15 protein-coding genes and 1 pseudogene are annotated in these 20,985 nt (G+C 43.6%); 9 read left to right on the forward strand and 7 right to left on the reverse strand.

The features are described from left to right. Positions 1-150: pseudogene (locus AB4558_RS19310) on the forward strand (ISAs1 family transposase); the annotation flags it as partial. Positions 151-816: 666 nt separating this feature from the next. Here the strand turns inward: AB4558_RS19310 and wecA are convergent. Further along, complete coding sequence (wecA, locus tag AB4558_RS19315; protein WP_137002398.1) at positions 817-1,884, reverse strand: UDP-N-acetylglucosamine--undecaprenyl-phosphate N-acetylglucosaminephosphotransferase; 1,068 nt, start codon at positions 1,882-1,884, stop codon at positions 817-819. 294 nt (positions 1,885-2,178) lie between these two features. Between wecA and gpmM the strand changes: the two genes are divergently transcribed. Next, complete coding sequence (gpmM, locus tag AB4558_RS19320) at positions 2,179-3,711, forward strand: 2,3-bisphosphoglycerate-independent phosphoglycerate mutase (RefSeq protein ID WP_372074571.1); 1,533 nt, start codon at positions 2,179-2,181, stop codon at positions 3,709-3,711. Positions 3,712-4,083: 372 nt separating this feature from the next. Here gpmM and AB4558_RS19325 read toward each other — a convergent pair whose 3' ends face one another. Beyond that, entirely contained in the window at positions 4,084-4,578 is a 495-nt protein-coding gene (locus AB4558_RS19325; RefSeq protein ID WP_372074573.1) for a methylated-DNA--[protein]-cysteine S-methyltransferase, read from the reverse strand. A 65-nt stretch (positions 4,579-4,643) separates the two neighbouring features. Further along, positions 4,644-5,993, reverse strand: coding sequence for an MATE family efflux transporter (locus tag AB4558_RS19330; RefSeq protein WP_372074575.1), 1,350 nt, complete (start codon positions 5,991-5,993; stop codon positions 4,644-4,646). Between the two features lie 159 nt (positions 5,994-6,152). Here AB4558_RS19330 and AB4558_RS19335 point away from each other — a divergent pair, with 159 nt between their 5' ends. The 4 genes from AB4558_RS19335 to ltrA all read left to right on the forward strand — a co-directional run bounded on the left by AB4558_RS19335 (position 6,153) and on the right by ltrA (position 12,391). Continuing rightward, positions 6,153-7,277 (forward strand): LPS O-antigen chain length determinant protein WzzB, encoded by a 1,125-nt coding sequence (locus tag AB4558_RS19335; protein ID WP_137002440.1) that lies wholly within the window; start codon positions 6,153-6,155, stop codon positions 7,275-7,277. 185 nt (positions 7,278-7,462) lie between these two features. Beyond that, complete coding sequence (locus AB4558_RS19340; RefSeq protein ID WP_010433998.1) at positions 7,463-7,753, forward strand: co-chaperone GroES; 291 nt, start codon at positions 7,463-7,465, stop codon at positions 7,751-7,753. 206 nt (positions 7,754-7,959) lie between these two features. Beyond that, the gene (gene groL, locus AB4558_RS19345; RefSeq protein ID WP_017061290.1) at positions 7,960-9,606 is read left to right on the forward strand and encodes a chaperonin GroEL; all 1,647 of its coding nucleotides are present in this window, start codon (positions 7,960-7,962) and stop codon (positions 9,604-9,606) included. A 1,132-nt stretch (positions 9,607-10,738) separates the two neighbouring features. Next, complete coding sequence (gene ltrA, locus AB4558_RS19350; protein ID WP_108156761.1) at positions 10,739-12,391, forward strand: group II intron reverse transcriptase/maturase; 1,653 nt, start codon at positions 10,739-10,741, stop codon at positions 12,389-12,391. Between the two features lie 267 nt (positions 12,392-12,658). Here ltrA and AB4558_RS19355 read toward each other — a convergent pair whose 3' ends face one another. Beyond that, entirely contained in the window at positions 12,659-15,079 is a 2,421-nt protein-coding gene (locus tag AB4558_RS19355) for an ATP-binding protein (protein WP_372074578.1), read from the reverse strand. A gap of 442 nt (positions 15,080-15,521) precedes the next feature. On the opposite strand from AB4558_RS19355, the gene AB4558_RS19360 reads away from it, so the two are divergent. Then, on the forward strand, positions 15,522-16,079 hold the full coding sequence (locus AB4558_RS19360; RefSeq protein WP_017068001.1) for a VC2662 family protein: 558 nt from the start codon (positions 15,522-15,524) through the stop codon (positions 16,077-16,079). A 192-nt stretch (positions 16,080-16,271) separates the two neighbouring features. Next, positions 16,272-17,750, forward strand: a complete 1,479-nt coding sequence (locus AB4558_RS19365; protein ID WP_017063163.1) for a diguanylate cyclase — start codon at positions 16,272-16,274, stop codon at positions 17,748-17,750. 86 nt (positions 17,751-17,836) lie between these two features. Here the strand turns inward: AB4558_RS19365 and AB4558_RS19370 are convergent, their stop codons facing one another. The 3 genes from AB4558_RS19370 to epmB form a co-directional block, all read right to left on the reverse strand. Next, entirely contained in the window at positions 17,837-18,325 is a 489-nt protein-coding gene (locus AB4558_RS19370) for an MgtC/SapB family protein (RefSeq protein WP_004733333.1), read from the reverse strand. Positions 18,326-18,430: 105 nt separating this feature from the next. Beyond that, positions 18,431-18,976, reverse strand: coding sequence for a prepilin-type N-terminal cleavage/methylation domain-containing protein (locus AB4558_RS19375; RefSeq protein ID WP_017067163.1), 546 nt, complete (start codon positions 18,974-18,976; stop codon positions 18,431-18,433). Positions 18,977-18,989: 13 nt separating this feature from the next. Next, a complete protein-coding gene (epmB, locus tag AB4558_RS19380) occupies positions 18,990-20,012 on the reverse strand; it encodes an EF-P beta-lysylation protein EpmB (protein ID WP_136987099.1) in 1,023 nt (340 codons plus the stop codon). 33 nt (positions 20,013-20,045) lie between these two features. On the opposite strand from epmB, the gene efp reads away from it, so the two are divergent. Then, entirely contained in the window at positions 20,046-20,612 is a 567-nt protein-coding gene (efp, locus tag AB4558_RS19385) for an elongation factor P (protein ID WP_017061297.1), read from the forward strand. Positions 20,613-20,985: the final 373 nt, after the last annotated feature.

The following is a 20,985-nucleotide window of genomic DNA, read 5'->3' on the forward strand; positions in this document are numbered from 1 at the left end:
GGTGAGAATTTAGCAGTTATAAGACATATAGCTTTAAATCTGCTGACGGAAGAAATCAGCTTCAAAGCAGGGATCAAAAGAAAGCAGAAAAAAGCGAACCGCAATAACGCTTACCTTTCGCAAGTCCTTGCAGGGCAAGGGGCTTCGTAATCTTGCCCTGATTCATACCCACCAGCTAGGGAGCACTTCTTAGTGCATGACTTGAAGCTCTAAGAGCTCCCTATTGTCCTTGTGTTAGTTTTGTGAATGATTTCTTATGTTGTAATCAGTATGCAACCGGGTGTGATGTATTTTTATGATTTATACAGATAGGTAATTCAGGGGTGTGATACCGTTGCAGTAGGAGTCTTTGGGTTTAGCTTTCAGGGAAGTGGTGCGCAAGAGAGTTATTGGAGCAGTGAGGTGTCGACAAGATGCATACTTATTGTAGATATTTTACTACTTGATCTCTCGGTGCTTTTAGAGCAAGGATGAGCTACTCGACACTACCAGTATTGAATGTCTGTTGGGGCGGGATCATGGTTGGTTAAGTTACCAATAAGAAATCCCACCTTCGAAAGGAGTACCTGATAAGTAAACAAAACGTTGGTTTCAATGAAAAGTCGAAGTATGAATACTTACTTTCTTCTACTTTGTTAATAATAGTATCAGAACAATATATATCTAAAATATGTTTTATTGGTGTTCCGTCATCAATATTTGATGATAGGATAAGTGTTAGGGCTAATTCAACGCCTAATTACCGCAGAGTGGTAAAGTCAGACCGGCCTGTGGCTAAGACATTTTTAGGTAAGCTTTATTGTACTTGCTCTTTAATTATTTAGTGTGGGTTTTCCTTTTCCTGATATAGGAAGTGATTTTCCAGATGTTACTTAGTATCACTAGATAAATTGCAAAGCAGATGATAAAAGCATAGAACATAGCATACTCTGGAATGTTTAGCATTTCAGCTGAAATACCTATTATGGCATAGAGAGTTGCAATGCTACAAATAACGATAAGCGTTTGTGTTGAGCTCAGTCCCATGCGCTGGAAGATGTGATGTAGGTGCTCTCTGTCTGGCTTGAAAGGTGAGTCGCCACGGCGAACTCGACGGATCATAATTGCAGCCATATCCATTAAAGGTACAGCAATTAACCAAAGTGCCGTCACCGGGCGAAGTGGTGGTGTAGACCCGTTTTGGCTTGAAAGCAACAGAAGCCATATTACGGTAAAACCAATCAGCATACTCCCTGCATCTCCCATAAACACTTTTCTTTTTCGGCCAAATGCACCGAGGTTGAGTAAGATATATGGGATAATGGTAACGATTAATACGAGACAAATGTAAGCTAAACTTGATTGTCCATCAAAATTTAGCATAATGCCAAGTCCACCAAAAGTAACGATGGACAGCCCTCCTAATAGCCCATCAATTCCATCGACCATGTTGAATGCGTTAATGGCTCCTACGACAGCCAGTATGGTAACAAGATAACCAAACCAGCCTAGTGTAATCACTTCACCACTCCCGAACACATCACCGATTGTATTAAGTTCAATACCGCCCACAACCATCATGATAACAGATAGCCCCGCTTGTACAGCAAATCTTAGTTTAAAGCTGATGTCATATTTATCATCTAAAACTCCGATACCAACAAGTATTAGAATACATGCTGTATAGAGGCCTGTATTCGGGAGAATATTTGGGTTGTTGAATAAGAAATAGACAATGGAGATACAAATTGATACTCCACCAACTAAGGGAATGGCACCTTTATGTAATTTACGAGCATTGGGTTTGTCAACTAACCCTATTTTTTTTGCAAATTTACGCATGGTAAAAGTAGTCGCAAGAGAAAAGAAAAACAGGAAAAAGAGGTCAATGAATGAAGTGAACACGATTCAGCCTAATAATGTATTTGGGAGTATTTTAGTGTATTTAAATTAGAGTTGAAAGGGATGAGGATCATCTACGTGATCTTTCTCTGTTGTATCTAAAAGAGATTATGGCGTTATATGGCTAATCGATTGTACTTCGCTGGGAGGCGATATAAATGACACTTTTTTTCATATCCGATCCTCTTACCTGAGACGTTTCTTGATCTTCCACTACAGTTTTGGCTGTAAACTGTAGTAAAATTACGCTAATTTGTTTTTATACCGATTTATTTTGAATTGAACGAGGTCAGTCCTATGTCAGCTAAGAAGCCAATGGCTCTAGTGATCCTTGACGGTTACGGTTACCGTGAAGACAACCAAGACAACGCTATCGCGAACGCTAAGACACCAGTATTAGACGGTCTTATTGCTAACCAACCTAACACGCTAATCTCGGCTTCTGGCTTAGATGTAGGCCTACCTGATGGCCAAATGGGTAACTCTGAAGTGGGTCACACCAACATTGGTGCGGGTCGCGTGGTATACCAAGATCTTACTCGTATTACTAAGTCAATTTCAGATGGTGAGTTCGGCCAAACTGAAACGCTAGTGAACGCTATCGATAAAGCGGTGAAAGCTGAGAAAGCGGTTCACATCATGGGCCTTATGTCTCCAGGTGGCGTTCACTCTCATGAAGATCACATCTACGCGGCTGTTGAAATGGCAGCAGAGCGTGGCGCAGAGAAAATCTACCTGCATGCATTCCTAGACGGCCGTGATACGCCGCCACGTAGCGCAGAAAACACACTGGCACGTTTCCAAGAGCTATTCGCTAAACTAGGTAAAGGCCGTGTGGCTTCGCTTATTGGTCGTTACTACGCAATGGATCGTGATAACAACTGGGATCGCGTTCAAGAATCTTACGACCTGCTGACTCAAGCAAAAGCTGAGTTCACATTCGACACTGCTGTGGCTGGTCTAGAAGCAGCTTACGCTCGTGACGAAAACGATGAGTTCGTTAAAGCGACTGAAATCAAAGCTGAAGGCGAAGAGTCTGCAGCTATCGTAGATGGCGATGCAGTTATCTTCATGAACTACCGTGCTGACCGTGCTCGTGAAATTACACGTGCATTCGTTCCTGATTTCGATGGTTTTGCTCGTAACGTATTCCCAGCGATCGATTTCGTTATGCTGACTCAATACGCAGCAGACATCCCGCTTCTATGTGCATTCCCACCGGCTTCTCTAGAGAACACTTACGGTGAATGGCTATCGAAGGAAGGTAAAACACAGCTACGTATCTCTGAAACAGAGAAATACGCACACGTGACGTTCTTCTTCAATGGTGGTATCGAAGACGAGTTTGAAGGCGAAGAGCGTCAACTTGTTGCTTCTCCAAAAGTAGCAACGTACGACCTACAGCCAGAAATGAGCGCGCCAGAGCTAACTGAAAAGCTTGTTGCCGCAATCAAAGGCGGTAAATACGACGCTATCGTTTGTAACTTCCCTAACTGTGACATGGTTGGCCACACTGGCGTTTACGATGCAGCAGTTAAAGCCGTAGAGTCGCTAGACGAATGTCTTGGTAAAGTGGTTGAAGCAATCAAAGAAGCTGACGGCCAATTGCTTATCACAGCAGACCACGGTAACGCAGAAATGATGGTCAACCCAGAAACGGGCGGCATCCATACTGCACACACTAATCTACCTGTACCACTTATCTACGTAGGTAACAAAGACGTTGAGTTCAAAGAGGGCGGTAAACTGTCTGATCTTGCACCAACAATGCTATCTCTAACTGGTACAGAGATCCCTGCTGAAATGTCAGGTGATGTTTTAGTTAAATAACTTTTAACTTTCATCTAATACTAGAACGGCTACACGTGAGTGTGGCCGTTTTTTTGTATCTGGATCTTGAAGAATAGATGCGGGATACGAGTAAGCGAGATGAGGAGATCTTAAAAGAGGGTGTGATGCCAGTAAGCCGGTCACGAACAGAATGAGAACCGTTCATGTTTTCGCATCCCGAATCTCGTTACTTTCATCTGCTCTAGACTGTCATTCCTGAATTGAGGAATGACAGTCTAGAATCTCATGCATGCTTGATGTGTCACATTCAGTACCTTGAGAGATTCCCTATCATACTCGTTCCTCGCTGTAGGGAATGACGTAATTAAAGGTGCTAGGTTCGGGATCGAGTGACGTGCTTTTCGCATCTCGTCACTCGCTACTCTCATCCTTCTTTACAACTGAACGTTCAAAATCCAACAGCCACTCTTTGCGATTCATACCGCCGGTATAGCCCGTTAATGTTCCATTCGCACCAATCACTCGGTGGCATGGAACCACAATACTAAACGGGTTCTTGCCGTTCGCACCTCCCACCGCTCTTATTGCTTTAGGGTTGCTCATTCTCTTTGCTTGCTCGCCATAGCTAATGGTTTCGCCATAAGGAATAGAGGTGAGTGCCTGCCAAGCTGATTTTTGAAAGTTCGTGCCTTTTGTCGCTTTCAATGGCAAATCAAATTCAGTTCGTTGACCAGCAAAATACTCGTCTAGCTGGCGAGACACTTTGAGGCATAATTCATCGGGGTTGCAAGTTATAGTCTCATCATGGTTTAAATGGTCGATTTCAATAATTGCTTCGCCATTACTAACAATGATCATCTTACCAATCGGCGCTTCGTAGAGCACTTTGTAAGTGCTGCCTTCCATGTTATCTTCCTTTTTAGTCTCTTTCTGCTCTCAAGCACTTCGAATTTCGTATCCGCTTAACGCTCTTAACCCTTTCTGTATCCCGTATCTGCTTTATCCCTTATACGAAGCGCAAACAAGTACCCTGAAATACCGCCCATGATGTTTCCTAGCGCTAGGCCGATAAACAGCCCTTCGACACCATCAAGTTGGCTGCCCACCCAGGCAAATGGCAGGGTAAATACGAACAGGCGCATGAAGCTCCATTGGAAGGCTTTGAGTGGTTGATGCATGGCATTCATTGCACTGATTAGCATCATCACAATGCCTTGGAAACCGTAACTAAATGGCACGACTAACAGATAGTGCCACAAAATACCTCGAACAGACTCTTCCTGAGAAAAGAGGGCAGCTAATGGGATGCTCAGTGGCACCATCATTAAAAAGATCAAACCTTGGAACAACACGGCAAAACGCATGCTTAAGAACAGGGCTTTAAAACTACGTTGTGGATTCTCTGCTCCAAAGTTCTGTGCCATAAAAGGGGTGAGTGCTGAAGTGAGAGACATCAAGACTATGATCAGAATCGACTCAATACGCTGAGCAGCACCATAAGCGGCAACGGCTTCTGTTCCTTGTTTGGCCAACATTATCATAATGATGGCTCCCGCGAGCGGGTTTAGCGCGTTTGAAAGTGCGGCGGGTGTTCCAATCGTGAGGATTTGTTTCCAGTCGCGGATAACTTCTTGAGCTTTTGGTGGAGCGAGTAACTTCTCTCGTTGGATTAATACATACAGTGAGCCACACAACGCACCAAACCAACTGAAACCACTGGCGATGGCGGCGCCTTGTATCCCGAGTTCAGGGAAAGGTCCGTAACCGAAGATTAATAATGGGTCGAGGATGCCGTTAATCAGGCCCGCTAACATCATGATCTTGGCGGGGGTTTTTGTATCGCCACTCGCTCGTATCGCGCTGTTGCCTGCCATTGGAATAACAAGTAGCGGGATGGCTAAATACCAAACCGTCATGTATTCAGATATCAGTGGCAGTAATTCTGGTTCTGCACCCAATAAGCCAAACATGGGTTCTAGAGTTACAAGCCCCAGTGTTGATGCTAATTCAACAAGCAGCACGGCAAGCAATAATCCATGACAAGTAAAACGAGCGGCATTTTGCGCGCAGCCTTGGCCCAGTAACCGCCCAATAGATGTGGAAAGCCCCACACCTATGCCCATTGTGATGCAGTTGATGGCAAAGGTAACTGGAAAGGTAAAGCTCACTGCTGCAAGTGCTTGTGTGCCGAGTAGTGAGATGAAGAAAGTATCGACCAAGTTAAACATCAAGATCGCGACCATACCGAAGATAGTCGGTATGGTCATGGTACGCAATGTGCTCTCAATTGGGGCGGTCAATAGCCCGTGCTTATCTTGCATGTAAAACGCCGATTGAACTAGAATAATAGCAGTAGAATACAGTGAATTGTCATCTCTCTGAAGATCACTTTCATAAAGTTTACAAATCGTACAATACTAACAGCATACGGTGTGATAGCATTCTGCCGTTAATAATTTAGATGTTTTGAGAGATTTACAGTGAAGCAACAGACACAACCACAGCCGTACTCCCCGCAAAATCCACCGATGTACACAGCGAACGATGAGATTGATTTGAGAGAGCTTTTCAAGGTGTTGTGGAATGGTAAATTAATAATCACATTGATCACTGCTTTATTTACTGCTAGCAGTATTGCCTTTGCCTTACAATCTCAAGAGTGGTGGTCATCTGACGCAAAAGTTACAAAGGCCCAACCACAAGATATTGTTGAATATCAGAAGCAAGTGAAACAGTTTCAACCGGTTTTTGATATTTATCAAGATGATGGTACTGTGCTCGTTAGTTCAGAGTTGAATCGTCTAGTTAATTCTGAAGTACTATTTCAACGTTTTGAGAATGTATTTAATTCAACTAATAACAAAAGAGCGTTCTTAGACAATAGTCTTGAGTTCCAAGAGTACAAAAGCTCCGTGTTTAGTAACAGTCCAGATATGACAATAGATGATGCCAGGGTATTCTATAGTACTTGGTTTGAAAGGGTTTCTGCTTCTAAAGTTGATAAAAATTCGCCTAATTCACCATATGTTATTAGCTTTCAGGCAACGACTAAAGAAAGCAGTGCCGATTTGTTAACTGCTTATATTATGGCTACCCAGTTAAAAGTCCATCAAGATGCGTTCAATAACTTACAAGCAGTAGTAAGCGGTAAAAAAAATGAGTTAACTCAACAAAAAAGAATTTTAGAAAGTCAAGCTAGCAATCAACTATTAGTCGAAACTCAACGAGCGAAGTACGCTGCTCAAATTGCCAAATCTGCAGGTGTCAATAAGCCAATACAAACAGGTAATGCAAAAGAATTATTTAGTATCGACTTAGGTGCAAAAGGCTTAGATGCGAAAGTCAAAGCTTTAGAGTCTGTTAAAAATTTAAGCGTTATAGAGCCGCGCTTACAACAGATTAATGCAAAGTTGGATATGCTTAATAATCTTGAAATTGACCGTAATGTTGAGTTTCAAACGTTCCGTTACCTCGAAAATGTTGAGCAGCCGATAACTCGAGACAAGCCTAAGCGTGCTTTGATTGTCGTTCTTGGCACATTGTTAGGTGGCATGTTGGGTGTTGCGATAGTTCTAATACGTTTTGCGTTTAGGAAAGAAGACTAAGTTTCTAATGGCTAGTGTTATCACTAGCCATTTTTCTTTTATTACTCCTTGTTGTTTGAGTTTCTTCACAAAAAGTCCTACTTCCCCCCTTGGGATCTTCCACATCGCCCCAACATACTCTTTAACCCCACGCTAATCGTGGCAACTATCAAAATTTAAATGGAAATTATCAGGAGATAAGACCGATGAATATCCGTCCTCTACATGACCGAGTTATCGTTGAGCGCCAAGAAGTTGAATCTAAATCTGCTGGTGGCATCGTTCTAACTGGTTCTGCCGCAGAAAAATCGACTCGCGGTATCATTCTAGCTGTCGGCAAAGGCCGCATTCTAGAAAACGGTTCAGTGCAACCGTTGGACGTAAAAGTTGGCGATACCGTTATCTTTGCTGAAGGTTACGGCACGAAAACTGAAAAAATCGACGGCAAAGAAGTTCTGATTATGTCTGAAAACGACATCATGGCGATCGTCGAGTAATCTATTTTTCATTTAACTCTCAGTAAAAGTTATCAGAGCCAGTGTTGGATGATTCATATCGTCATTCCAGAAATGAGGAACGAATTATCTGGAATCTAAACAGAGTGCGATTTGAGTAGATTCTGAATCACGTTCGTCCCTCACTGTTCAGAATGACGCGATAACGATGAGACGCCCCGAAACAAAGAATTTGAAAGGAAATTAAGATGGCTGCTAAAGACGTTAAATTTGGTAATGACGCACGTATTAAAATGCTAGAAGGTGTAAACGTTCTGGCTGACGCAGTAAAAGTAACGCTAGGTCCTAAAGGCCGTAACGTTGTTCTAGACAAATCATTTGGCGCACCAACGATCACTAAAGATGGTGTTTCAGTTGCACGTGAAATCGAACTTGAAGACAAGTTCCAAAACATGGGCGCGCAAATGGTTAAAGAAGTGGCTTCGCAAGCGAATGACGCGGCGGGCGACGGTACGACTACAGCAACAGTTCTTGCTCAAGCAATCATCACTGAAGGCTTAAAAGCCGTTGCTGCTGGCATGAATCCAATGGATCTTAAGCGCGGTATCGACAAAGCAGTTATCGCTGCAGTTGAAGAGCTAAAAGGCCTTTCTGTTCCATGCGCAGATACAAAAGCTATCGCGCAAGTAGGTACTATCTCTGCGAACTCTGATTCGACAGTAGGTAACATCATTGCTGAAGCGATGGAAAAAGTAGGTCGTGATGGAGTAATCACGGTTGAAGAAGGTCAGGCTCTACAAGACGAGCTAGACGTAGTTGAAGGTATGCAGTTCGACCGTGGTTACCTATCTCCTTACTTCATCAACAACCAAGAAGCGGGTTCTGTTGATCTAGAAAGCCCATTCATTCTTCTTATCGACAAGAAAGTTTCGAACATCCGTGAACTTCTTCCGACTCTAGAAGCGGTTGCTAAGGCATCTCGTCCACTTCTTATCATCGCTGAAGATGTAGAAGGCGAAGCGCTTGCAACTCTAGTTGTGAACAACATGCGTGGCATCGTTAAAGTGGCTGCTGTTAAAGCGCCTGGTTTCGGTGACCGTCGTAAGTCTATGCTGCAAGACATCGCTATCCTAACTGGCGGTACGGTTATCTCTGAAGAGATCGGCCTAGACCTAGAGAAAGTAACGCTAGAAGACCTAGGTCAAGCTAAGCGTGTAACTATCACTAAAGAAAACTCAACCATCATCGATGGCGCGGGCGAAGAAACAATGATCCAAGGTCGTGTTTCTCAAATCCGTCAACAAATCGAAGATGCAACGTCTGACTACGACAAAGAGAAACTTCAAGAGCGCGTAGCTAAGCTAGCTGGCGGTGTTGCAGTAATCAAAGTGGGCGCTGCAACTGAAGTTGAGATGAAAGAGAAGAAAGACCGCGTAGAAGATGCACTTCATGCAACTCGCGCTGCAGTTGAAGAGGGTGTGGTTGCTGGTGGTGGTGTTGCACTTATCCGCGCTGCATCTAAAGTTGCTGGCCTTGAAGGTGACAACGAAGAGCAAAACGTCGGTATCCGTGTTGCACTACGTGCAATGGAAGCGCCTATCCGTCAAATCACGAAGAACGCAGGTGATGAAGAATCTGTTGTTGCTAACAATGTTCGTGCTGGCGAAGGTAACTACGGTTACAACGCGGCGACTGGCGAATACGGCGACATGATTGCAATGGGTATCCTAGATCCAACTAAGGTAACTCGCTCTGCACTTCAGTTCGCAGCGTCAGTTGCTGGTCTTATGATCACAACAGAAGCGATGATCACTGATAAGCCACAAGATTCTGGCCCTGCAATGCCTGATATGGGTGGCATGGGCGGTATGGGTGGTATGGGTGGCATGATGTAGTGCGACAAGGGTCGCATTGACTGTTCCTCAGGATAATGTACTGAGGTGGGCGGAAATATCGTTGGATATAACCGCCCTAGTTATCAACTCCGAGGATGTAATGATAACGCTCTGCCTAGAGTTCCTCTCACCCAACCTCCATACCCGAAAGGGTCTTCGAAACGGAAATATGTCAGAGGCAGCGTGCTGCCTCTTAGTTAACTATGCCGATGTGCATTCAAAGTAATAATCTTTGGCACCAACGCGCAGGAAACTGCCTTTAAAAAGGAAAGACATGGGACCGACATGCCAATGGTTTGGCATGCCCTCATAAACTGCAGCTCTTGGCTTCTTAGCTGAAAGTGAGTACTCCTCACTGACAGAACAAGAAGAGGTGCTTCAACAGTCAATTGACTGAAGCTTGTGTTTGTATTGTCTTACTCTCAATAACAGTTTGAGTGATAAGACCTACTTTGTAGCAAGTAGTAGCCTAGGGATAGTGCGAATCTGGTAACGGATTGGTGCGAAGCTTCCTGACAATGTACTCCCTGAAAAGGTGTGTCGTTTGCGCGAGCAAATAATACAGATATCGGTAATGACGACCGATTGAGAGGCTAGGCTTGGTTATAAGGTTAACGTATGTGAACTACTGATAAACAACGTCAGCCGCGACGAGCGAAATGTCTTTGTTTGTAGCAATCAATCTAGGTTGATTACTGCAAGGCGCTCTGACCAAAAGGTATGTGGACAGGTTATTCCTTTTACATCTGGGATTACGCTACTGTTGTGCCACCGTTGAATAGGTAGAACCTAAGTAACTAATTGTACAAATACAGGAACTTGGTAAGCCCAATTATTCGCCCTCGAGGCAGGTAACCCGTAAGGGGAGCTGTTGGATGAGTGGGTATGGGAGCGATGGATAAAGCGAATGCTTGGCTGTAATCGCCAAGATAGAGGTTCAGACTTTGCCTCAACTCGAAAGAGTGCAGACTTCCATTAGGTCTTTAATCGTAAGAAGGCTTGTAAAGCCGAAGGATGACTAGCGAACTTCGTTCGCTGGTTGATACTTGTCCCCCTAAGGGTGAATGATACTTCACCCTTAGGGGAGATCTATCTTCACTCCACATGGGGGATCCACCATGAGGAAAGCAAGATGAGTAAGGCACAGTGTCTACCTGCATTCTCATACTCGAACGATAGCTGGCAAACCATTAATTGGAAGCTATGCCATCAAAGAGTAAAGAAGCTACAAGTACGGATTGCGAAGGCAACTAAACACGGCGATAACAGGCAAATTAAAAAGCTACAGCGCATGTTAATACGCTCTTTTTCTGCCAAAGCGATAGCGGTAAAACGGGTAACCGAAAACCGTGGAAAGAAAACATCAGGTGTCGACAAAGTACTTTGGAATACACCAACTTTGAAATGGGATGCTATTCAATCTCTAACGAGTAAAGGCTACAAGCCAATGCCGTTAAGGAGGGTTTACATTCCTAAATCTAATGGTAAAGAACGTCCGCTAGGAATACCGACCATGCGTGATAGAGCAATGCAGGCACTGCACCTGTTAGCGCTAGAACCTGTATCGGAAACCAAAGCGGACAGACATAGCTATGGATTTCGTCCTCACCGCAATTGTGCTGATGCTATTGAACAATGTTTCGTAAACCTCAGTCGCAAGAGTAGTGCCCAATGGGTATTAGAGGGGGATATTAAAGGGTGTTTTGATTTCATTAGTCACGATTGGTTAATCGCTAATATCCCTATGGATAAAGTGATACTCAAGAAGTGGCTTAAATCCGGATTTATGGAATCTGGAAGTTGGAATCCAACAGAAGCAGGTACACCGCAAGGAGGAATTATTTCTCCTGTACTTGCGAATATGGCTTTAGACGGGCTAGATGCGGTGCTGGAATCTCATTTCGGGAAGAAAAACACCAAAGCTAGTTATAAAACTAAGGTTAACTATGTGCGATATGCTGACGACTTCGTCATCACTGGCATCTCGAAAGAGTTGTTAGAGCAAGAAGTACTGCCAATAGTTGAAGCCTTTATGGCGGATCGTGGGTTAGAACTGTCGAAGGAAAAAACATTAATCACACATATAGAGAATGGGTTTGATTTCCTAGGGCAGAACGTTCGGAAATACAAAGGCAAGATGTTAATCAAGCCTGCGAAAAAGAATGTGAAAGTCTTTTTGAAAAACATAAAAGATTATCTCGATAGTCACAAAACGGCTCCAGCGAGTGCAATCATTGCCAAGTTGAACCCGATGATCAGAGGGTGGTGTAATTACCATCGTTGGATCTGTGCTAGTGAGACATTCAAGTATGTAGATTACCGAATCTGGAAGATGCTTTGGCGTTGGTGTCGACGTATCCATTCTAATCGCCGAAAACGCTGGATTAAAGATAAATACTTTAAGTCAGTAGGGGATAGGAATTGGGTATTCAGTGCACCAAGACCAAAAGAGGAAGATGGCTACTACCGTTTGCTTTACGCATCGAGAGTGAAAATCGACAAGCATGTAAAGATTAAGGCATTAGCGAATTGTTACTTACCAGAAGATGAGCAATATTTTGAAAGTTTGACGATCAGAAGATTGAAGAAATCTTTATCAGGTAACATGAAGCTTTGGAAGATTGCCGAAAGGCAGGGTTTCCAGTGTGCGGTATGCCACCGGCAGTTTGCCTCTGAAGATGAATGGGATGTTCACCATATCATTCGACGAGTCGATGGTGGTTCGGACAATAGCGAAAATCTTATGATGTTGCATATTAATTGTCATAGGCAATTACATGTTTGAGTTGCTGGCATTTACTTAGGTAGGTGCTTATAAAGGCTTGAGCCGTATGCGGGGAAACTCGCACGTACGGTTCTTAGGGGGCGGTGTCGCAGTAATGCGTCGCTGCTACCCTACATCATCCCCCTTTCTCTATAGCAGAGAAAGTCACACATAAGCTTTAGAAAACGGAGACTTCGGTCTCCGTTTTTTTGCTCTTAAGCCTTATTTATTCGCATCCCGTATCTGTATTTCAGCTTCACCATCACCCTTTTTTCCAAAGCTCCTTGGTCAGCCTGCCTTGTGCGTAAACTGTTGTTCATCAATTTTTTGCAGCATCATGTCACGCTTAAATGGTTTTGGAAGATAATCGTTCATTCCACACTCGAAGCAACGTTTAATATCATCATCGAGCACGGATGCCGTTAAAGCGAGGATATGTGTTGCCTGAAGTTGCAGGTTTTCTTCATAGCGCCTGATTCGCTCTGTTGCCTCAAAGCCATCTACATTCGGCATCATGCAGTCCATCAAGATAAGGCCGATGTCTTGATGATGCCCTTTATATAAATCAATCGCTTCTTGTCCATCATTGGCAACCCAATATTCAATCCCTAACTTATCTAAATTGATACATACCACCTTTTGGTTTACGCGGTTATCTTCAACTACGAGGACTTTTTGACGTACAGTCGCTTCTATCGGCTCAGGTTGATGTTGAGGGGGTTGTGGCTGTGACCTTTCAAGCACGGAGTTCAACATGCTACTTAAGCGGGAACCGAGCATAGGAAGAGTCACATAGCCTGAGATAAAATGACACTCACTCATAGGATCACTAAGATTATCTTTCACTATGATGATTTTCACCTCTGGTGCTAAGCGATGCAGTGTTTTGGCTTGGTTAATATCTTCCATCAAAGCGATCTCTGGGAGGTCAGTTGCCGCCAAGTTTGTTTCGATTGATTTTAGTTGTGGTGAGTAACCAAGGCGGAACAAGTCATCGAGTAAAAGTTTCGATGGCGCATCTGAATAATAGACAACGGTTTGTTTACGATTTTTATGTTCAGAATGATCTGATGGCACTACGGTTAATTGGAAATGAAAGCAACTGCCCACGTCTTTCTCTGACTCAACGTTTATCGAGCCTCCCATCATTTCCACCATACGTGACGAAATACTAAGCCCTAATCCGGTCCCCGCAATATTGGAGGTGATGTTGGTATCTTCTTGGCAAAACGCTTTGAAAATGTGCTCTTGTTGGTCTGCTGCGATACCAATACCCGTATCTCGAACAGAAAACTCGACCACACACTCTGTTTCCAATGATGGAAGCCGTTTAGCGGTGAATACGATAGAGCCTTGTTCTGTAAATTTGATCGCATTTGAGGCTAAATTCATCAACACTTGGCGAATTTTATTCCCATCAACATGAATGTACTCTGGGAGCTCGCCATCAATTTCAACTTCCAACTTAATCTGCTTTTGATAAGCTTTAGAAGAAATCAGAGTCACGCTATCAAACAGCAGCTCTCTTAAGTCTGTCGTATGTGGATTAATTTCCAGTTTACCCGATTCAATTTTGGACAGATCGAGAACATCGTTGATCAACATAAGTAAGGTTTGAGAAGAGGTATAGATAGTCCCAAGGCAGTCTTTCTGTTCTGCGGATAGTTTGGTTTCTGCCAGTATTTCTGACATACCAATCACGCCATTAAGCGGTGTCCGTATCTCATGAGACATATTGGCAAGAAAGGCACTTTTTGCACGGTTTGCTTGTCGTGCTTTCTCTTGTGAAACAATCAATTGAGTTTCAAGTTGACTGGCACGCCACACAACATAAAGCAGCACCAGTAACGTCACCCCTCCTAATGCGGCTGTCGATAAGTAGCTGTACGACTTTATCTGCGTCAGGCTCTCTGCGATCTGCTTGGGTGTTTCGGTGAAAAGTAAGTTGAGCTCATCTTCAACATGATAAATACTGCTGGTGAGTTCTCCTTTGAGGCCGCTATCAGAGCTGTACCCGACACTCTTTAACCCTCGCTGCAATCGCCAAAAGTGGCGTTTAAAATTATTAAACGAAGCTAATGCACTGATCGTTCGGGAATTCTGTTCTATTTCATCTTGGATTTTGAACAATGAATCGACAATCTTATCTAATGTTGTCTGATCAAAATCGGTAAAGAACTGATACATGAGATCTTGTGTTTCTAAAGTCAATTCTTCAAGCTGCACATTATTGGATTCATGTACGAAGCGCTCAAGTGTCAACGCTGCATTTTTTAGTTTCTCAATGAGCCCAATTTGGTCCCTCTTGCCATGTATGCTGACTAACTCAAGGGCTAATAATGTAAAGGCGGTGTGGTACTCGTCGAGATACTCGACAACTTTGGCATAATTAAAAGAAATATTGAGGTCGCTTCGTACGATTTTCCCATCGATCTCAGCCAGCTTTTCGATCAGCTGACTTCGCTTTATATTGAGTTGTTCTTGAATCTCTGGTTGCCTTGTGGAAACAAACTGCTGCTCTTGTCGTCTGACAGAGAGCATAACGCTATAAGCTTCAGAAAGACTGAGCTGGAGATTAATCATGTCCTGCTCTTTGTTCTTCAGAGCATGGCTAACATAGATATAGAGGCCTAAAAATAACACGATAGCCAAAAAACCACGCGAAATAATCGCTTTAATGGTCTGTTTATTCGTAGGTTCCTTAACCATGCTATTCCCACTGTTTCATATCGTTCTATTCCTATATTAGAATTTAGTTTATTTTCAGAATTTTACGAACATTAGTTTTTGAATACCTGAGGTCTGTTGAGCTTTTATCAATAAATTTTTTAGGATGACATCGCTTTAGATGCGGCAATAAGTGTGTGGGCTATAAGCTTGTGAAACATGTTGATTTTCTCGCCTAGATTTTTGTTTGGAATAATAAGCGTTAGAGCGGAGGTTTCGGTCTCTGTTTTTTTTTGCTTTTCGCATCTCGTTCACTCGAATCCCGCATCTGCTCTTAACCATTGCTCTTTATGATTTAGCGGCTTATATTCAACAGTACAGTTATTACATTGATTTAACATGGGTAGCTGTTGAATAAAGGACAATAAATGCTTGATTAAAAATGGATTAATCAAGTGAACAATAAGTCAGTGGAGACTCCCCAATGAAAAAACTACTTTCAGTACTTGCTGTGTCGGCAGCAGTAATGGCACCGGCAGCATTTGCTTCTTCGCCTGTTATGTTTTCAACGATTAACGGTTTCAACGCACCTGATTCAGATGCGGTTGGCGGTGTGCGTTTGGCTCTGCTTCACGGACAAGTAAACGACCTTAAAGGTGTCGATCTTGCCGTTGTTGGTATGTCTGAGACGCAAACGACCACAGGTGTGAACCTTGGTATTTTTGGTGCATCAAAAGTGAACCAAGAAATGACCGGTGCATCTCTGGGTTTCTTCAACTGGAATACGGGTAAAACAACCGGTGTTAACCTGGGTGCTGTGAACATTACTAATGATGTGAAAGGCGCGAACGTGAGTTTTGTAAACTACTCAGAAGGTAACACTATGGTTGATGTTGGTGCAGCGAACCTTTCAGAAGTGTCTACGGTTCAGGTTGGTATCTTCAACAAAACCAACAAAATCGAAGGCGTACAAGTTGGTCTGATCAACTGTGCTGACAACGGTTTCTTCCCGTGCTTCCCGATTGTAAACTTTGCTAAGTAAGGCTTAGTGTTACTATAGTGATTCATAACGCCTAAGTGCATCTGACTTAGGCGTTATTGCAACTCAACATTTTCTTATAGATATCCAAACGCCCCTCCAAAATAGATAAGCATATTGTTTTATATTTTCTATTGCAGTATTTTTACTAATGAGTACAATGTGCGATAAATTCCTAATGATGATTTATATGCTTTGATTAACCACCATACCGTCGATTTTAAAAAGGCTTTCTTAGGCCTGACCGCCAGTTTTTTAGTAGTTTTGAGCTTGTTGCTCGTTGATTCAGCGGAAGAATCAGATAAACAGTATGGAATGGAAAACCAAGGCGTAACACGCTCTTTAGCGGAGCTCACACAGATCATAAATGCGCTTGAGTACAACATCACTGCGCTTTATCCACTGCATGGGGATACCTACGTATTCTCGCATGACAAAAAGATCGAGGGTGAGACGTGTTACTTCACCAGTGAGGAGCAACATGCCCCTCGTTTTGATTTTATGTTCTCTGGCCCTCGCGAGATGTGCAACCCGGAATCGGACCTTTATACCGAAGCGGGTAAGCGCCTGTTCATCGCGCCGACCATGGCTTATTTTGCCAATACCATTGATACCATCTCTGCGATTTATTTCATTTCAAAAGAGAAATTCATTATCTCTTCGCCTTCTGATTTTGCCAGTTACATTAAGGGCGACACCTTTGATTCGGTTGTGAATAGCAGGCCTTATTGGGTGAACACGATTCGCTTTGGCTTAGCTCAAGGGCAAGACCAAGTGGTGTATACCGGCCAATATGATGACTACCTGACAGGTCAGAAAGTGGTGACCTTAACCAAAGGAATCTACGTTAATGGTGAGTTTAAAGGGGTATTGGGTGTCGATGGTTATGTCTCGAACCTAGTATCGAACCCTACCCATGGCTATAAAGTCACAAGTACTCGAGGCGCAAACAAATACGGGTTTATGGATTTTACGTATTCCAAGCCTCTGTATGTTGATGACATTAACACCCAGCTATATCTGAGTATTGAAGAAGATAAGAGCGAGCACTTTCTGCATGTATTGGAGATGGAGAAGATTCAGCTTTCGATACTGTTGGTTTTGTATCTGCTCTCGGTTTTATGGCTATGGCGCTTCTATACAAGACAAGAGCACCAGCGTTTAAATGAGCTAGCAATGCGCGACCCATTAACGGGCTTGCTGAATCGACGTGGTTTTGAGGCTCGATTACTGGCGCAAGATGAAGAGCCGATTATTGGGGTTGGCGTGTTTGATATCGATGATTTCAAAGTCGTTAATGATCAGCATGGCCATAAAGTGGGGGACGAGGTGATTTGCCATGTTGCTCGGTTGATGCTGAACAGCGTTAGACAGCAAGATATCGTGGCTCGATTTGGTGGCGAAGAGTTTGTTGTCGCGATTACGGGTGAATCGTCTGAGTTGCTTTCATCGATCTTTGAGCGAATTCAAAACGACATTAGCCTACAGAGTTATCGATGCCCTACGGGTGACAAGATTAGTATCTCAGTGTCTGGTGGCGCGACGCTTTACTCTTTGTATAAGTTCGACAGCGTAGGGCACTTGTGGGAAAACCAGAGTATTCGTTCGTCTGATGAGCAGCTCTATAAGGCAAAGGCTGCGGGTAAGAATCAGGTGTGCATTCAGGTGTATTAAGTTCTCCCAAAATAATGCGAAGCCTAGTCGTTTGACTAGGCTTCTTTGTATCATTGGCATTACCACTAAGGCTATCAAGTGCTGCGCTATTTCTTCACGCGACCTTTTCGCATCCACTTTTGGTGAACGCCACGACGTAAGCTTTGGAAGCTGTTTTCCACTTTATCGACACCAAGCAGAATCACTAGCGCCATTAGCGTGATAATGACCGATTGGGAAAGATGCCCTAGTGCGATCATCATACCTAATGCTGCGAGTACCCAGATAATTGCGGCTGAAGTCACGCCATGAATCTTGCCATCCAGTGTCATCATTACACCAGCCCCAAGAAATCCAACACCCGTAATTATCTGACCAAGCACACGAGCTTGATCGAGTGTGTTGGGGGATAGGCTGATCGCCATGGTGAGGAAGAAATAGGTACCACTGATGATCAGAATCGACGTTCGGATTCCGACGGGTTTACCGCGTGTTTGCCTTTCGATTCCGATTAAAGAACCACACAGCATGCATGCAGCGAGGCCTGCCCAGCTAAAGGGGGCAAGGTTGAGAGTTTGTTCTATAAATTGTGACATATCACCCCTCCTAAAAATTTAGAATAGAGCCGAGTATGCTAATAATAGACCGGACGATCGAACAAAAACTTTTTGTCTTAACGATTGATAAAGATTACTTAAAACCTAGCAGCCGCTTGTTGTTAAGGTGAAGGCTGGTGTCGTGGTCTCTGTCGCTTCTTGGTACTCAAGGTAGCAGTTATCAGCCTGTTTTTTTCGGCTAGAAGGCGCATAAAGAATAATGCCATCATTCGCATCTGTGTTGGTAAAGAACCAGTCAGCTCGACCCGTATCCCAAACAGCATCTAGAAAGGTTGATTCGATGAGCTGTGACCAAGTTTGATCGTTCATCGCTGCAGGATAGCCATAGACCACTGAGATATTGTCACCCTCAACATTAATCGATGCGCTAGCTGCTTTATCTAAGCCCAATGCTGATGTCTTACCATAAAGCATAGCACTTGCGCCCTCCATTCCGCCTTTAAGGCCGTTTAATGTCGAGATACGAGCATCGGTTTGAAGGTTGAGGAACTTAGAAGCTGCAGTGACCGACACAATACCTAGAATCACGATCACCACGACCAGCTCGATGATGGTGAAACCTCTTGAGCTGAACCTAAGCGCTGGTTGAGATGTGGTTGCTGGTGGAGCAACTGAGGTATTGTGTTTCATTGATACAACTTCTCTATTCAATGTGTAGGTCGAGCGGTGTCTTGCTGCTGCGTCCGCCAATCTCACGGGTTAACTTAGGTACTAGGTAGCCAGAAACCTCAGAGATTAATCCTTTAAAGTGATGCTTCGCCTCTTCATCTGAAATATAGAAGTGCGCTGCGCCCTGAACCTTATCAAGTACATGCATATAGTAAGGTAAAATACCGGCGTCGAATAGCTTTTCGCTTAATTCTTTCAATGAGTTAGCGCTGTTGTTTACGCCTTTAAGCATCACGCCTTGGTTGAGCAGAGTCGCACCACTTAACTTAAGCTTGTGGAAAGCTTGTTTGAGCTCTAAGTTAATTTCGTTGGCATGGTTAATATGGCTCACCATCACCACATTAAGGCGAGTTTGAGCTAACAATTGGCATAGTTCATCCGTTACTCGAGCGGGAATCACAACCGGTAATCGGCTATGAATTCGAACTGTTTTCACATGTGGAATTTGTGCGATAGCATGAATTAGCCACTCTAGTTCGCTGTCTTTTGCCATCAGTGGATCGCCACCCGACAAGATAACTTCGTTGATCTCTGGGTGAGCAGCCACATAGTCTAGGCTGGTTTGCCAAACAGACTTCGAGCCCTTGTTATCTTGGTAAGGGAAGTGACGACGGAAGCAGTAGCGGCAGTTAATCGCACAACCGCCTTTCACAATCATCAGTGCACGGTTCTTGTATTTGTGCAGTAGCCCAGGAATGGCGTTGTCTTGCTCTTCCAGTGGATCAGCGGAATAGCCTTGGTGTACCTCAAACTCTTCGCTTAGCGGTAAAATTTGTCGTAGCAATGGATCGTGTGGGTTGCCTTTTTCCATTCGTTCGACAAAGCTAAGAGGTACCCGAAGTGCAAATAACTCACGAGCAGCGAAGCCTGCTTGCCATGGTGTTGGGTCTATTTCCAATGCCTCAAGCAGTTTTGTCGGGTCAGAGATCGCATTCGATAGTTGTTTGAGCCAGTTTTGCTCAACAGATTCGACTTTTCGGGTTATGATATGCGGCATTGAAATTAACTCAAAGATGTGGAAGAGAAAATCATGGCGTCAGTAAGCACCAATGAATTCAAAGGCGGTTTAAAATTCATGATGGATAACGAGCCTTGCTCAATTATCGACAATGAATACGTTAAGCCAGGTAAAGGCCAAGCGTTTAACCGTGTTAAACTTCGTAAACTGCTGTCAGGCAAAGTGTTAGAGAAAACATTTAAGTCAGGCGATACAGTAGAACTAGCGGACGTTGTAGACGTTGAACTAGGCTACCTATACAGCGATGGCGAATTCTACCACTTCATGAACAACGAAACATTCGAGCAAATCGCTGCTGATGCAAAAGCAGTAGGCGAGACTTCTAAATGGTTAGTTGAAAACGACGTATGTACTCTAACGTTGTGGAATGATAACCCTATCACAGTAACTCCACCAAACTTTGTTGAGATCGCAGTAACAGAAACCGATCCTGGCCTTAAAGGCGACACACAAGGTACTGGCGGTAAGCCTGCAACTCTAGCAACTGGCGCGGTAGTTCGCGTACCTCTATTCATCGCAATCGGTGAAGTTGTTAAAGTTGATACTCGTACTGGCGAATACGTTGGTCGTGTGAAGTAATTGACTTCAAGTATCTGAAAAAGGTCGCTTAGGCGGCCTTTTTTTGTATCCCAAGATCAGATTCGCGTAAACGAGATGCGGGATGCGAAGAGCTGGAAAATCAAGAGTGAGTAAGCCAGATGCGATTCACCTTGGTTACAAGGCTACATTATGTGACTAGTGTCATATTTTGGTTGTATTCTGGATGAAAATCAAAAATTTTATCTAACTTATAGATTTACAAGGTGTTGTTGGCGTTTATATATCGCAACAAAAATCTCTCAATTCAATATGTGACTGTTTAATATTGATTTTGTGAATGTGTGTGGTGGGAAGGGAAGCTGATTACAATATTGTTAGAATGAGTAGAGTCTACTAGCTTTATACGCGATGT

The organism is Vibrio sp. 10N.222.51.C5 (genome assembly GCF_041474575.1).
In the GTDB taxonomy this organism is placed as follows: Bacteria; Pseudomonadota; Gammaproteobacteria; order Enterobacterales; family Vibrionaceae; genus Vibrio; species Vibrio crassostreae_C.